General features: G+C 67.4%; 13 protein-coding genes. 7 read left to right on the top strand and 6 right to left on the bottom strand.

Features of this window, described 5'->3' with window-relative positions:
* Positions 1-250 precede the first annotated feature (250 nt).
* Positions 251-1225, bottom strand: coding sequence for a D-erythronate dehydrogenase (denD, locus tag AC07WJ_RS05680; RefSeq protein ID WP_494933533.1), 975 nt, complete (start codon positions 1223-1225; stop codon positions 251-253).
* A gap of 203 nt (positions 1226-1428) precedes the next feature.
* Between denD and AC07WJ_RS05675 the strand changes: the two genes are divergently transcribed.
* Together AC07WJ_RS05675 and nikR are read left to right on the top strand one after the other, a co-directional pair.
* Positions 1429-2214 carry a cobalamin-binding protein gene (locus AC07WJ_RS05675; protein WP_494933532.1) on the top strand — a complete coding sequence of 262 codons (786 nt, stop codon included), beginning with the start codon at positions 1429-1431 and terminating at the stop codon, positions 2212-2214.
* Between the two features lie 67 nt (positions 2215-2281).
* Positions 2282-2716 (top strand): nickel-responsive transcriptional regulator NikR, encoded by a 435-nt coding sequence (gene nikR, locus AC07WJ_RS05670; protein WP_494933531.1) that lies wholly within the window; start codon positions 2282-2284, stop codon positions 2714-2716.
* Positions 2717-2732: 16 nt separating this feature from the next.
* Here nikR and AC07WJ_RS05665 read toward each other — a convergent pair whose 3' ends face one another.
* From AC07WJ_RS05665 to AC07WJ_RS05645, 5 genes are all read right to left on the bottom strand, one after another.
* Positions 2733-3428: a GntR family transcriptional regulator gene (locus tag AC07WJ_RS05665; protein ID WP_494933530.1), complete on the bottom strand. Its 696-nt coding sequence runs from the start codon at positions 3426-3428 to the stop codon at positions 2733-2735.
* 305 nt (positions 3429-3733) lie between these two features.
* On the bottom strand, positions 3734-4447 hold the full coding sequence (locus AC07WJ_RS05660) for an ABC transporter ATP-binding protein (RefSeq protein ID WP_494933842.1): 714 nt from the start codon (positions 4445-4447) through the stop codon (positions 3734-3736).
* Between the two features lie 8 nt (positions 4448-4455).
* Positions 4456-6267 carry a branched-chain amino acid ABC transporter ATP-binding protein/permease gene (locus tag AC07WJ_RS05655; RefSeq protein WP_494933529.1) on the bottom strand — a complete coding sequence of 604 codons (1812 nt, stop codon included), beginning with the start codon at positions 6265-6267 and terminating at the stop codon, positions 4456-4458.
* Between the two features lie 4 nt (positions 6268-6271).
* Positions 6272-7423, bottom strand: a complete 1152-nt coding sequence (locus AC07WJ_RS05650) for a branched-chain amino acid ABC transporter permease (RefSeq protein ID WP_494933528.1) — start codon at positions 7421-7423, stop codon at positions 6272-6274.
* On the bottom strand, positions 7339-8562 hold the full coding sequence (locus tag AC07WJ_RS05645) for an ABC transporter substrate-binding protein (RefSeq protein WP_494933527.1): 1224 nt from the start codon (positions 8560-8562) through the stop codon (positions 7339-7341). The genes AC07WJ_RS05650 and AC07WJ_RS05645 overlap by 85 nt, the downstream gene beginning before the upstream one ends.
* Before the next feature lie 380 nt (positions 8563-8942).
* On the opposite strand from AC07WJ_RS05645, the gene AC07WJ_RS05640 reads away from it, so the two are divergent.
* From AC07WJ_RS05640 to AC07WJ_RS05620, 5 genes are all read left to right on the top strand, one after another.
* Entirely contained in the window at positions 8943-10160 is a 1218-nt protein-coding gene (locus AC07WJ_RS05640; RefSeq protein ID WP_494933526.1) for an NADH:flavin oxidoreductase/NADH oxidase, read from the top strand.
* A 15-nt stretch (positions 10161-10175) separates the two neighbouring features.
* Positions 10176-11927: an FAD-dependent oxidoreductase gene (locus tag AC07WJ_RS05635; protein WP_494933841.1), complete on the top strand. Its 1752-nt coding sequence runs from the start codon at positions 10176-10178 to the stop codon at positions 11925-11927.
* Between the two features lie 45 nt (positions 11928-11972).
* On the top strand, positions 11973-12926 hold the full coding sequence (locus AC07WJ_RS05630) for an MBL fold metallo-hydrolase (protein WP_494933525.1): 954 nt from the start codon (positions 11973-11975) through the stop codon (positions 12924-12926).
* A 120-nt stretch (positions 12927-13046) separates the two neighbouring features.
* Positions 13047-13718, top strand: a complete 672-nt coding sequence (locus AC07WJ_RS05625; RefSeq protein WP_494933524.1) for an EthD domain-containing protein — start codon at positions 13047-13049, stop codon at positions 13716-13718.
* A gap of 32 nt (positions 13719-13750) precedes the next feature.
* On the top strand, positions 13751-14473 hold the full coding sequence (locus AC07WJ_RS05620) for a glutathione S-transferase N-terminal domain-containing protein (protein ID WP_494933523.1): 723 nt from the start codon (positions 13751-13753) through the stop codon (positions 14471-14473).
* The last annotated feature ends 96 nt before the right edge of the window (positions 14474-14569 follow it).

Raw genomic sequence — 14569 nt, 5'->3', positions numbered from 1 at the left:
CCACGTGGCCTCTCGAGACGCTCGGCCATTCCCGCGGGCGGCCGCACGCCGAAATCCCCGATAACCCTGGCCCAACAGAACAGAATGCTTCCAAAGTGTGGGACGGCCGGTGGCGAAGCGTCAATCGGCAGTAGGCATCAATGAATTGTGATGAACGCCGGTGGTGGCATCGGGCAATCCGGCCCCGGGCCGCTCCGAAGCCGGCAAAGCCTGGGGCCCACCTCAGGCTCTCCCGGTCCGCCGGCACCACTCAGACGGCAATCCGGCCGCCGAGTTCATCGGCGATATGGGTCTGGATGATCGCCGCGAAATCGCGGTCGGCGACGAAGCCGAGATCGAGCGCCCGCTTCGGGGTGAACTTCCAGGCGGCGCCCGCGACGATGCGCTGAATCGTCGCGTCCGGTTCACGCCGGATGCGCGCCACCACCCGCTCGCCGGCGATGGCGCCCAAGGCCGCGATCTGGTCGCCGACGGTGCAGGAAACGCCGGGCATGGTGATGTTGCGGCGCGGCCCGACCACGGTCCTGTCGAGACCGGCCGCGTGGATCAGGAAGCCGATCGCGGCGCGCGGCGAGGCGTGCCACATGCCGACCTCGTCGCCGACGGGCAGCACCGCGTCTTTGCCGGCCAGCGGCTCGCGGATGATGTTGGAGAAGAAGCCCGTCGCCGCCTTGTTGGGCTTGCCGGGACGAACGCAAATGGTCGGCAGGCGAAGGCCGATGCCGTCGAAGAAGCCTCTGCGGCTGTAATCGGTCAAAAGCAGCTCGTCGATCGCCTTCTGGGTGCCGTAGGAGGTCTGCGGCACGGCATGAAACTCGTCGGTGATGGTGTCCGGGAAAGGCCCGCGAAACACGCCGATCGACGACGAGAACACCAGTCGCGGCGCGAACTCGGCATGGCGGATCGCCTCGAACAGCTTCAGCGTGCCGTGCAGATTGACCCGATAGCCCTTGTCGAAATCGGCCTCGGCCTCGCCTGAGACGATCGCCGCCAGATGGAAGATCAGGTCCGGCCGGCCGGCAATGGCCGCCTCGGCGACGCCCGGCTCGGCGAGGTCGCCGACCGCCGTGGTCACCGGGAACGGCGCGGTGAGCACCGCCGGTTCGACGATATCGTGAAGCAGGATGCCAGTGATCGCCCGGCCGTCGAGCGAACCGTCGGCGACGAGCCGCTCGGCGAGTTTGCGGCCGAGCATGCCGGCGCCGCCCAGGATCAGAATGCGCATGTCAGGGGTTCCCTCGGTCGTCACGCTTGCCGGTCCGGACCGAACCGCCGCGCGCCCTTGTTGGCCGCCACCCGTCATTGGATATGATCGGCGGGTCGTTCGGCCTGCTTTTCGAACGCGCCGGCCGCTGGCGGCGGCCGGACGCGCCCGAGGGTTGCACAGCGGCGGCGGCAGTCAAGCCAAGGCGGGAGCAGGCGAACCGGATGCGCGATTTTCCACCCCGGCGGATCGTCTGCCTGACCGAGGAAACGGTCGAGACGCTTTATCTTCTCGGCGAACAGGACCGGATCGTCGGCGTCTCCGGTTATGCCGTGCGACCGCCCGAGGTCCGGCGCCAGAAGCCGCGTGTCTCGGCCTTCACGACGGCCGACCTGCCGAAGATCCTGGCGCTCGAACCCGACCTCGTCCTGTGCTTCTCCGATCTGCAGGCGCCGATCGCCGCCGATCTCGCGAAGGCCGGCCTCGCCGTTCACCTGTTCAACCAGCGCGACGTCGCCGGCATCCTGGCGATGATCCGCCTGCTCGCGGCCCTCGTCGGCGTTGCCGCCAGGGGAGAAGTACTGGCCGACGGCCTGGCGCGCCGGCTGGCCCTGGTTGCGGCCGGTGCCGGGCGGCGCGGACATCGCCCGCGCGTCTATTTCGAGGAATGGGACGAACCGATGATCTCGGGCATCGGCTGGGTTTCCGAGCTGATTGGCATTGCCGGCGGCGAGGATGTCTTCGCCGCCCTTCGCCACGGGCAGGCGGCCAGGGACCGGATTGTTTCTTCCGAAGCGGTCATCGCCGCCGCGCCCGACCTCATCCTGGCCTCCTGGTGCGGCAAGCGGGTTGCGATCGACCGCATCAGGCAGCGCCCGGGCTGGCACGCCATCCCCGCGGTTCGCGACGGCCGGATCGTCGAGATCAAATCGCCGCTGATCCTGCAGCCCGGCCCGGCGGCGCTGACCGACGGGCTCGACGCCATCGTCCGGGCCATGGACGGCATGTGATCCAGCGTCTGGCTCGCCGACGTATTGCCCCTAATATGAACCGATTAAAAACGACAGGGATTCGGCCGTGCAGCGTATCACCATCAGCATCGACGACGATCTTCTGGAGACGATCGACCAGCTCAGCGAGCGGCGCGGCTATACCAGCCGTTCCGAGGCGCTGCGCGACATCGTGCGCGAGGCGGTGACACGGGAACAGGCCGCCTCCGACAACGATACGCCGTGCATCGCCGCGCTGACCTATGTGTTCGAGCACGACACCCGCGACCTCGCCCGGCGCCTCACCGAGACCCAGCACGAACATCACGACCTCTCGGTCGCCTCCCTGCATGTCCATGTCGACCACCATGACTGCCTGGAAGTGGCGGTCCTGCGGGGTCCGGTCAACGCGGTCAGGCGCTTCGCCGACGGTGTCGTCACCCAGCGCGGCGTCAGGTTCGGCAACCTGCAGGTCATTCCGCTCCGGCACGGCCACGGGCCGGGCGGCCACAGCCACGACTGACGGCGGTCGCCGGCGCTCAGATCGCGTCGCGGACCCGCACCAGCGAGGCGTCCAGGTGGCGGCCGATCACCTCGGCGAGCCCGTCGCCGTCGCGCCGCATCAGGGCCTCGACCATTTCCTCGTGCTCGGCCACCGCGCCCGCCCATTTCTGCGGCTCGCCATGCCCCAGGAAGCGGGCGCGCTTGATGCGCGACTGCAGCATGGTGTGGGTCTCCGCCAGGACCTCGTTGCCGGAGGCGCGCACGATGGCGCTGTGGATGGCCTGGTTGAGCTTGAAATATTCGAGCCGGTTGCCGGCCTGGTAGAGCGCGATCATGCGCCGGTGCAGCTCGGCGATGCCGGCGATCGTCGCCTCGTCGGCGCGCTCGCAGGCGAGCCGCCCGCCCAATTGCTCGATCGATTTCAGCACCTCCAGGATCTGGGACAGATCCTGTTCGCTGAACCGCCGGACGACGGCGCCCTTGGCCGGCACCACCTCGACCAGCCCTTCGCTGGCCAGCGTCTTGATCGCCTCGCGCAAGGGCGTGCGCGAAACGCCGAGCATGGCCCCCACCTGCACCTCGTTGATCCGCGCGCCCGGCGCCAGCCGGCCTTCGATGATCATGTCGCGGACGTGATTGACCACCTCTTCATGCAGGGTGCGGCGGGTGATGCGCGGAATCTCACCGAAGACCTCGGGCGGCTGCGCGCTGCTGTGTGGAGGTTCGCTCAATGGACCCTCTCCTCGATGGCTGTCTTCAGCGCCCAGGCGCCGCGTCCAAGCTTTAGCAGGCTGCTGAAGAAGTCTGTAGCGGCGCGGCGTTTGCCATGATTCATGCCGCTTGGGAAGTTGGCCGGAGCTTTCCTCCGCCGGCCCGGACCTCCAGATCCGCATCGAAGATCCGTTTGGCCACGGAACGGTCTTGCGGATCCGGCCTCCGGCGTCGCCGCCAGACGATCCGGCGCCGAACCCGAAAGATTCAAAGCCCGGAGCCGGCCGCGGCCAGCCCGCGGCGGCGCGCTCGCCGGGCGCCGCCGTCAGTGGCCGACGCCGAGATAGGCTTCGCGGATCCGGGGATCCCGCATCAATTCGCGCCCGGTGCCCGACATGCTGATGCGTCCGGTCTCCAGGACATAACCGCGGTCGGCAATGGCCAGGGCCAGATTGGCCATCTGCTCCACCAGCAGGATCGTCATCCCGCTGTCGCGCAGACGCGCGATCGCCCGGAAGATGTCCTTGATCACCAGCGGCGCGAGGCCGAGCGAGGGCTCGTCGAGCAACAGCAGCCGCGGCCCGGCCATCAGCGCTCGGCCGATCGCCAGCATTTGCTGTTCGCCACCCGACAGGGTGATCGCGACCTGGCTGCGACGCTCGCCGAGCCGCGGGAAGAAGCGGAACTGATCGTCGATCTCGCGCGCCAGGGCGGACGGCGATAGCCGCCGCGCATAGGCGCCGAGCGCCAGGTTGTCGATGACCGACTGGTTGGGGAAAACCTGCCGCCCCTCGGGCGATTGGGCGATGCCGGCCTGCACGCGCTTGTGCGCGGGCATCGCGGTGATGTCGTTGCCTTCGAAGCGGATCCGGCCGGCTTTCAGGGGAATCAGGCCGGAAATCGCCTTGAGCAGCGTCGTCTTGCCCGCGCCATTGGCGCCGACAATGGCGACGACGTCGCCACGCCGCACCTGGAGGGTCGCGCCGCTGACCGCGTCGATGGGGCCATAGGACAGGCAGGCATTGTCCAACTCAAGCATCATGTCGCTCATGCCGGAACACGCTCCACGGGACGCGCCAGATCGGCGATCTCATTGTCGTCGGTGCCGAGATAGGCCTCCACGACCCGGCGATCGGCCTGCACCAGCGCCGGCTCGCCCTCGGCGATCTTTGCGCCGTAGTCGAGCACCAGCACGTGATCGGAAATGCGCATGACCAGGTCCATGTGGTGCTCCACCAGCAGGATGGTGAGGCCCTGATCCCGGATGCGGAGCAGCAACTCACCGAGTTCCGCCGTCTCCTGGGGGTTCAGTCCGGCCGCCGGCTCGTCCAGCAGCAGCAGAACCGGCTCCGTCGCCAGGGCGCGGGCCAGTTCCACCCGACGCTGAAATCCATAAGCCAGGCTGCCGGCGCGCGCATCGGCCAGGTCGGCCAGATCGACGAAGCGCAGGATGTCGAACGCGCGGCCGCGCGCCGCAGACTCCTCCCGGCCGCCCAGCCCGAAGAGCGACCGGAAGAAGCCGTTCTTCATGCGGCTATGGCTGCCGAGCAGCACGTTGTCGAGAACCGTCAGATCCTTGAACAGCCGCAGGTTCTGAAAGGTGCGGGCGACGCCGAGCTCGCAGATCCTGTAGGACGGCCGATCGCCGAGATCGTGCCCAAGGAAGGCGATGTTGCCCGTGTCCTTGCTCACGATGCCCGACAGCATGTTGATCATCGTGCTCTTGCCGGCGCCGTTCGGGCCGATGAGCGCGTGGATATGGTTGGCCTTCAGCGCAAAGGTGATGTTCTGCGCCGGCTTGATGCCGCCATAGGATTTGCAGACGTTCTGGGCGGTCATCACAATGGCGTCGTCCGGCAGCGCGCTTTTGCGTCGCGGCAGCGATGCGGCGGCGGCCGGGATTGGCGCGGCCGTCCGGCCGCTGGCGCCGCGCGGAAAAAGGCGGGTTTTGAGGCTGGACAGCATGCCGGCGACGCCGCTCGGCATCACATAGAGCGCGAAGAGGAGGAGCGCGCCGTTGACCAGATGCTCGATCCAGGTCCACCGCGCGAGCAGGCTCGACAGCAGCGTGAGAATGACCGCGCCGAGGAAAGGTCCGCCGAGCGAACCGCTGCCGCCGAACAAGACCAGGAGCAGGATGAAGATCGACAGGTGGAAGGTGATGAAGTCGGAATTGATATAGGCGTTCTGCTGGGCGACGAGCGCGCCGGCCAGACCGCAGGCGGCGGCCGCGATGACGAAGGCCAGGACCTTGTAGCGCACCACGGGAATGCCGACGGCGCCCGCGGCCACCTCGTCGGCCTGGATCGAGCGGAACGCCCGGCCGAAGCGGCCGACGAGAAGATTGCGGATGAGCAGGTGCGTTGCGAGACCAAGCGCGATGGTGAGCCACACCCATTGCGCCATGGTCAGCGGCTCGCCGCCGATCGTCGGCGGCTTGATGTCGTAGATGCCCATGGCGCCGCCGAAGATCTCGGTCGCCTCGGTGACGAGCTTCTCGATCACCACGCCGAAGGCCAGCGTCACCATCGCCAGGCTGGGCCCGCGGACCCGCAGCGACGGCACGGCGATGAGGACGCCGCAAAGCGCCGAGATGAGTGTGGCCAGCACAAGCGCGGCCCAACCGTTCATCCCGGCCGAGCTCGTCAGCAGCGCCGCCGAATAGGCGCCGGCCGCGAACAGTCCGGCTTGCCCGAGCGATTTCTGTCCGGCGTAGCCGAGCAGCACGTTCATGCCCGAAGCGCAGATGAAGTAGGTGCCGATCGAGAACAGGATGCGCAGGTAGAAGTCATTGGTCAGGAACGGCACCAGCAGCGCGGCGCCGATGGCGATGACGACGGCGAAGGCGATATCCTTCATGGCGTCAGACCTTGTCCAGCGACCGGGCGCCAAACAGGCCGTTCGGCTTCACGGCGAGCACCAGAATGATCAGCACGAAGATCACGATCTCGCGCCATTGGGCATTCCAGAGGGCGACGCCGGACTCGAGAAGCCCGAGCACGAAGCCGCCGAGGATGCAGCCGCGCGGATTGTCGAGACCGCCGACAATGGCCCCCGAGAAAGCCTTGAGTGCGATCCCCAGGCCGAGGAACAGCGAGGCGGACGCGATCGGCGCGGCCAGAAGGCCGGCAAGCCCGGCCAGCGCCGCGGAGAGTGCGAAGGCGCCGATCATCATGCTGGAGACGTCGATGCCCATTAGCGCCGCGGCCTGAGGATTGGCGGCGACGGCGCGCATGCCCTTGCCGACGCGTGTGCGCCGCATCAGCACGTCCAGCCCAATCATGAGAATGAGCGCAACGATGAGCACGAGGATCTCCTGCGGCCGCACACCGGCGCCGGCGATGCGGATGACGTCGTCGCCGAGCGGCGACGGCAGGTTGACCGGCGCCGGCCCCCAGATCGCAAGCCCGATGCTTTGCAGGATGATGCCGAAGCCGATCGTGCTCATCACCCAGTTCATTCCGGTCTTGCCGGCGAATGGCCGGACCGCGAGGACGAACAGCAGGATCCCGAGAACCCCGAACAGCACGGTGACGACGAGCGCGGCAGCGGGATAGGTGAAGCCGTTCGACGTCGCTGCCGGCAGCGAGTCGAAGGATACGGTTTCGCCGGCCATCGTCGCGATGACATAGAGCACGGTCACGCCCATGAAGGCCCCGATGCCGACGAACTCGCCCTGGCCGAAATTGAGCGACGTCGTGGTCGTGAAGGTAATGCTGAAGCTGAGCGCGATCAGAGCATAGACCCCGCCGATCGCCAGCCCGCTGACCAGGGCCTGCAACAGTGTAGACATCATTGGCGTGCCGTCTCCCACGCAACGCGAAACCGCCCGGCGAACCGGGCGAAGCTCCGCTTGCGAAATCCTTGAAACCGGTGAGGGGCCGGCCGGCCACGGCTGCGAGAGCCCCGCTGCGGCCGTCCGGCCGTTCGTCAGCCCTTGAAGTCTTCCGGCTTCAGCGACGTCACCACCGCGTCCGTAAAGGAGGCGAGTTTGCCGCCGCGCCAGCAGGTCCATTGCTGGTCGGCGGGACCGAGCGCCTCGTGCCGCTCGCGGGTGAACGGCGGGTGATAAGTCTTGGCAATGCCTGCATAGGGCTTGCGCTGGTTCTCGAGCGCCTCGCGCAGTGCCGCCCCATCGGTCGACCCGGCCTGTTCTATCGCCAGCGCGACCAGTTGGGTCGCGTCATAGGCGTGAACCGCGAAGGCAAAGGACGAGGCATTGTCGAGCTTGGGCATGAACCGATCGAAGAAGGCCTGCTGGTGCGGCGTGCGATCCTCGGACACCGTCTGCAGGAAGATCGGCTTCTCGGCCAAAGCCGGGCCCGCGGTATTCACGAAGCTGAGGTTGAGCGCCGCCCAACTGGTCAGGACCGTCGGAAAGTAGCCGATCTTGTCCATGCTGCGCATGAGCTGGCCGGTCGGCGTGCCCTGCGCCCAGATCAGCACGGTATCCACCCGGGCATCGCGCAGCTTGCTGAGCTGCGAGGTCATGTCGGTGTCCGCGACACCGAACTTCCCGCTCGCGGCCGGCGTAATGCCTTGGGCTGCCGCAACCTCCTCGAGATCCTTGAGCCCGGCCTGGCCATAACCCGTGGTCTCGGTCAGGAAGCCGACGACCTTGGTCGCGGGATTCTTGCGGGCATAGGTGGTCAGCGCCACGACCTGGAAGCGGTCCACGCTGCCGACCCGGAACATGTAGTTGTCGGCCGACGGGCTGGTCGGCTTGGTGATATCGGTCGCCGAGGCAAGGCAGCCGATGACCGGGATCTTCTTGCGATTGGGGATGTGTTTCCAGGCCAGCGCATTGCCGGAATTGGTCGGGCCGAACACCGCCACGACGCGTTCGTTGTCGATCAACTCGCTCATGTTGTTGATCGACTTGGGCGGCTGCGAAAGATCATCGCGAACCACAAGTGTCAGCTTCCGGCCGAGCACGCCGCCCTTGCCGTTCAGATCGTCGAGCGCGGCCTGGATTCCGACGATCGCCGCGCGCCCCGACTGGGCGGAGGGCGAGGCCGAAAGGTCGCCGTTGAAACCGAGCTTGATGTCGTCCGCCGCCCATGACGGACGGACGAAGTCGACGAAGGGCGCAGTCGCGCCCAAGACGGCCGCGCCGCGCAGAAAGCGCCTCCGCGTTCCTGAAAATTCGTCCATTCCCACCTCCCTATGGTCCGCGCGGGCCGTCGCGATGCAGAACACGACAGGCTCCGGCGCGGCTCCTCCAGCTTTGGTCGTGCCGGCGGCGCGCTTGGCTTTTTCGGTTCGCCGGCAGACTGAAAAAAATTAGCTCACAACGAAGCGATTAGCAACAGATGAATTTCGGCAAATTCGCTTGTTGTGAATCGATTCGTTACATGCGATTGGTCGAAGGAGACGGCCGGCGTGTCCTCGCGGCACGCCGCCGATCCGACGAAGGGGAGCGTTCCCATGCGGATGGACAGCAACGACACCGCTTTGACGGCCGCCGACGCCGCCCGGCGACGCCGGCAATCCTCGTCCCTGAGCCAGTCGATGTCCTTGAGCGGAGCTTCCTCGTGACCACCGATTCCACCGGAAAGGCCGGCCAGTCCGTGCTGTTCTCTCCCCTCGCTTTGCGCGATCTGGTCCTGCCGAACCGCATCGTCATCTCGCCCATGTGCCAGCACGCCGCCGACGACGGCCGCGCAAGCGACTGGCACCTGGTGCATCTGGGCAAGTTCGCGCTCGGCGGGGCCGGCCTGATCTTTGCCGAGAGCACGGCCGTGTCGCCGCATGGCCGGGTCGGCATCAACGACCTCGGCTTGTGGAAGGACGATCAGGTGGCGCCGCTCGCCCGGGTGGTTGATTTCATTCATGCGCAATCGGGCCTCATCGGCGTCCAGCTCGCCCATACCGGGCGCAAGGCCGGCAGCTTCCCCGTCTGGGAGGGTGGCCAGCCGTTCACGGCAGCCGATCTCGACCGCTTCGCCGGCGCCGAGGGCTGGCGGCGCATCGGGCCGAGCGCGGTCTCCGCCGGCCCGACCTGGACCGTGCCCGAGGAGCTCGACCGCGCCGGCATGGAAGAGGTTGCCCAACAGTTCGAAGCAGCCACGCGCCGGGCGCTCGCCGCCGGCTTCGATGCGGTGGAGCTACATTTCGCCCACGGCTATCTGATCCCGACCTTTCTCTCGTCGCTGGCCAATCGTCGCACCGACGAGTTCGGCGGCCCGATCGAGAACCGGATGCGCTACCCGCTCGAGATCGCCAGCCGGGTCCGTGCCGCCTGGCCGGCGGGGCGGCCGCTGTTCTGCCGGATCTCGGCCGTGGATGGCGCGGCCGACAGCTGGGACCTCGCGGATTCGATCATCTTCGCCCGCGAGCTGAAGGCGGTCGGCGTCGATGTCGTCGACGTCTCCTCCGGAGGTCTGTCCGAAGAGGTCAGCCGGATGAACGTGCCGCGCGGGCTGGGTTTCCAGCTGGAGTTCGCCGAAACCATCCGGCGCGAGGCGCAGGTCTTGACCCAGGCGGTCGGCATGATCGTCGACGGGCCGCAGGCCGAGGAGGCCTTGCGGTCGGGGGCCGCCGATCTCGTGGCCATTGGCCGCGCCGCGCTCGAAGACCCCTATTGGCCGCGTCGTGCGGCCGAACAGCTCGGACACGGGCCGGACTATTCCGCCTGGCCGGTTCGCCACGGCGCCTGGCTCACCAAGCGCGAGCAGAGCCTCGGCACCGCGCTCCGCGAGCGCAAGGACCTGCTGTCGGCCACGCGCCGCGGCGTCGACATCAGGAACTGACGGTATCGCGACATGATGGACAATTTCGACTGCGACGTGCTGGTTGTGGGCTCGGGCGCCGGTGGCTTTGCCGCGGCGGTCACCGCCGCGGCCAAGGGCCTGACGGTGATCGTCGCCGAGAAGGACCATTGGGTCGGCGGCACGACCGCCTTCTCCGGCGGCTTCATGTGGGTACCGAACAATCCCGTGTCCCGCCGCGACGGCGTGGAGGACACGGTCGATGCCGCACGCACCTATTTGCAGAACGAGGCCGGCAACCACTTCAATCCCGACTGCGTCGACGCTTTTCTGCGCACCGGCCCGGAGGCGATCACCTTCTTCGACAGCCGGACGTCAGTGACGTTCGAGCCGGCCTCGGCCTTTTCCGACTATCATCCAACCGTGCCGGGTGGGCGCTCCGGCGGCCGGTCCATCAAGGCGCAGCCCTTCCGCGGCGAGAGGCTGGGCAAGGAGCTCAAGCGCCTGCGCCAGCCCCTCCCGGAACTGACCTTCGTCGGGCTGATGATCGGCTCCGGTCCGGAGCTGAAGCATTTCTTCAACGTCACGCGCTCGCTCAAATCCGCCATCTATGTCGCCAAGCGGCTGGCCGCCCATGCCGGCGACCTCGCACGCCACGGGCGCGGCATGTTGCTGACCAACGGCAATGCGCTGGCGGGGCGGCTGTTCCGCAGCGCGCTCGATCTCGGCGTCGATGTCTGGACCGATGCGCCGGTCTCGCGGCTGCTCGTCGAGGCCGGCGCGGTTCATGGCGCGGAGGTGGAGAAGAACGGCCGGACGGTGACGGTGCGCGCCCGTTGCGGCGTGGTTCTCGCCGCCGGTGGCTTCCCGCAGGATGCGGCGCGACGCCGCGCCATGTTCCCCCACGACGCCGACAATAACGGGCATTTCTCGCCCGCGCCGGCATCGAACACCGGCGACGGCCTGCGTCTCGGCGAGGCGGCCGGCGCCAAGGTCGAGGACAGCTATCCGAACGCCGCCGCCTGGGTGCCGGTTTCGCGGGTGCCGCGCGCCGATGGAAGCTTCGGCGTATTTCCCCATTTCATCGACCGCGCCAAGCCCGGGCTGATCGCGGTGCTGCCGAACGGCAGGCGCTTCGTCAACGAAGCCAATTCCTACCATGATTTCGTGCAGGCGCTGTTCGCCGCGCGCGGCGATGGCGCCAAGGGACCGGCGCGGGCCTTCCTCGTGGTCGACAAGCCCTTCCTGAAGCGCTTCGGCCTCGGCTTCGTCAAACCCTTCCCCGTGCCGGTCGGGCCGAACATCCGGTCCGGCTATCTCAAGACCGGCAAGACCATCGCCGAGCTGGCGCGCAACGCAGCAATCGACGCGGCGGGCCTGGAGGCGACCATCGCCGCCTGGAACCGCGACATGGCCTCGGGCGAGGACCGCGCCTTCGGCAAGGGATCGACCGCCTATAACCGGTTCAACGGCGATCCCGAATTCCAGCCGAACCCTTGCCTCGCGCCGATCGACACCGGGCCGTTTTACGCGGTCGAAGTGGTTGTGGGCGATCTCGGAACCTTTGCCGGGCTCCGGGCCAACGGCAACGCCCAGGTCCTCGACCAGGATGGCCGGCCGATAGCCGGGCTCTATGCCGCCGGCAACGACATGGCCAGCATCATGGGTGGCAACTATCCCGGCGGCGGCATCACGCTGGGGCCCGCCCTGACCTTTGGCTACATCGCCGGCAGGCATCTGGCTGCCACGCGTGGCGACACCTCGGGTGGTGGCGCCGATGGGCGCAGCCCCGTCGCCAGCCCGGCCTGAACCCGGCGGCCGACAGCCGGGACCCCGCATTTTCAAGGACATGACATGACCCAGCCCAGCTTTGCCTCCACCGCCGATACGGCGGGCAAGACCATCTCCTTCGACGAGATCGGCTCGGGCCTCTATGCCTTCACCGCCGAAGGCGACCCGAACACCGGCGTCATCATCGGCCGGGACAGCGTCATGGTCATCGACGCACAGGCGACGCCGGTGATGGCGAAGACCGTCGTCGAGAAGATCCGGACGGTGACCGACAAGCCGATCAAGCACGTCGTGCTCAGCCACTACCACGCGGTGCGCGTGCTCGGCGCCAGCGGTTTCGGTGCATCGGAAATCATCGCTTCCAAGGCGACCCGCGACCTGATCGTCGAGCGCGGACAGGAGGACTGGGACAGCGAGCTCGGTCGCTTCCCGCGCTTGTTCCAGGCCGCCGAAACGGTTCCGGGCCTGACCTGGCCGACGGTCACCTTCCAGGACCGCATGTCGGTCTGGCTCGGCGACCGCGAGGTCCGGCTGATGCATCTCGGGCGCGGTCATTCCGCCGGCGATATCGTCGCCCATGTGCCCGACGCCGACGTGGTCTTCTCCGGCGATCTCGTCGAATATCACTCGGCCTGCTACTGCGGCGACGCGCATTTCGCCGACTGGCCGGCGACGCTGGATCGCATCGCCGAACTGAAGCCCCATGCCCTCGTTCCCGGCCGCGGCAGCGCGGTGGTCGGCGAGGACGAGGTGCGGGCGGCACTCGCCAGCACCCGCGACTTCCTGACCACCCTCTACGCTTCGGTGTCGAAGAGCGCGGCGCGCGGCCTCAGCCTCAAGCAGAGTTTCGATGCATGCCGGGCGGTGATGGATCCGAAATTCGCCGGCTATGCGATCTACGAGCACTGCATGCCGTTCAATGTTGCCCGCGCTTTCGACGAGGCGCGGGGCGTCGACCGGCCGCGCGTCTGGACCGCCGAGCGCGACCGCCGCATGTGGGCCGACCTGCAGGGTTGATCGACGAGCCGACGGCGGCGCGCCCGCGCTCGCCCGCGCCGCCGGACCGATGATTTCGCCCCGGCGAGAAAGCCGCCGGATCGCGGGTTAGGCCGCGCTGCCTACGACTGGAGGACGATGATGATAAGCCGCCTGGGCCTGCTTCGACGCAAAGCCGACCTCACCGACACGGATTTCGCCACGCGCTGGCACGATGCCGGCCCATCCGTCGTCACCCGCCTGCCCGGACTGCACGGTTATCTCCAGCATCGTGTCACCGATCCGGGGCCGCGCGGCGACTGGAACATCGACGGCATTTCCGAACTGCAATTCTCCGATGCCGACGCCATGCATGCCGCGGTCGCATCGGAAGCCTTTGCCGCCGTCACGACGGCCGCCGCGCAATTTCTGGACCGCGCCGACATTGTCGTCTGCGAGAAACACGCGGCAATTCCGCTCGCCGCCGGCGCCGGCCCGATGGTCAAGCGCATGTCGATCCTGCGCCGCCGGCCGGAGGTCTCGGCCGAGGAATTCCGGCGCGAATGGCTCGGGCGCCATGCCGAGCTCGTGAGGACCTGGCCAAAGCTGCTGGGCTACACGCAGAACCTCGTCATTGCCCGGCACAGCGCGGGCGTAAGCGACGCCTCGCATGACGACATCCTGGTCGATGGCGTCGTCGAGCTGTGGTTTCGCAGCAAGGAAGACGCCGCCGCGGTCCTGACCACCGCCGCCTTCGCGCGGACCAAGGAGCACACCGACACGATCGTGGCGGGCGTCGCGCCCTATTTCGTCGAGACCACGCAGGTCGCCTAGCGCGAACCGCCGCGAACCAGAGGATGCAGCCTGTGATCGACCTCTATGCCATGGCCAGTCCGAACGTCCAGAAGATCTATCTGATGCTGGAGGAGACCGAGCTTCGTTATGCCGCGCATCAGATCAACATCTGGAAAGGCGAGCAGTTCGCGCCGGAATTTCGTGCGCTGAATCCGAACGCCAAGGTTCCGGTGATCGTCGACCACGACGGGCCCAGTGGTGGCGACTATGTGGTCTTCGAGTCGGGGGCGATCCTCCTTTATCTGGCGGAAAAGACCGGTGCGCTGCTGCCCGCGGATCCGCGCCGGCGCAGCGACGCGCTTCAATGGCTGATGATCCAGCTGACCGGCATCGGCCCGATATTCGGCCAGTTCAACCACTTCAACCGCTTCGCCGCCGAGAACGACTATGGCGTGTCGCGCTATACCACCGAGGTCAAACGGCTTTACCGGCTGATCGACGACCGGCTGGCCAAGACCGCCTTCCTCGGCGGTGACGACTATTCGATCGCCGACATCGCAACCTTTCCGTGGTTCCGCACCGAGGCGCGGATGTTCGGCGAGACACATCCGTTCACCGCGGAGAATGGCGAAAGCTATCCCCATCTCTGGCATTGGTATCGGCGGATCGCCGAGCGGCCGGCGGTCATTCGCGCGCTGGCGAAGATCGACGCGCACCCGTCCACCTTCGCCACCGCGACCCCGGCGGAGGTGGATCGCGTCCTCGGCCGCGGCCCCCATGCCGCTACACGCTGACCCCTGCCCAAGCCGGTGCGAGATCGTCGTTTTCCGGCTTGCGCAGCCCATCGTCCGGCGCTATCAAATAGCGAATAGATTTGCAGATAACAAACG

The organism is Phreatobacter sp. GW821-FHT04C01 (assembly GCF_059420385.1).
This window is presented reverse-complemented; position numbering and strand designations above follow the sequence as displayed.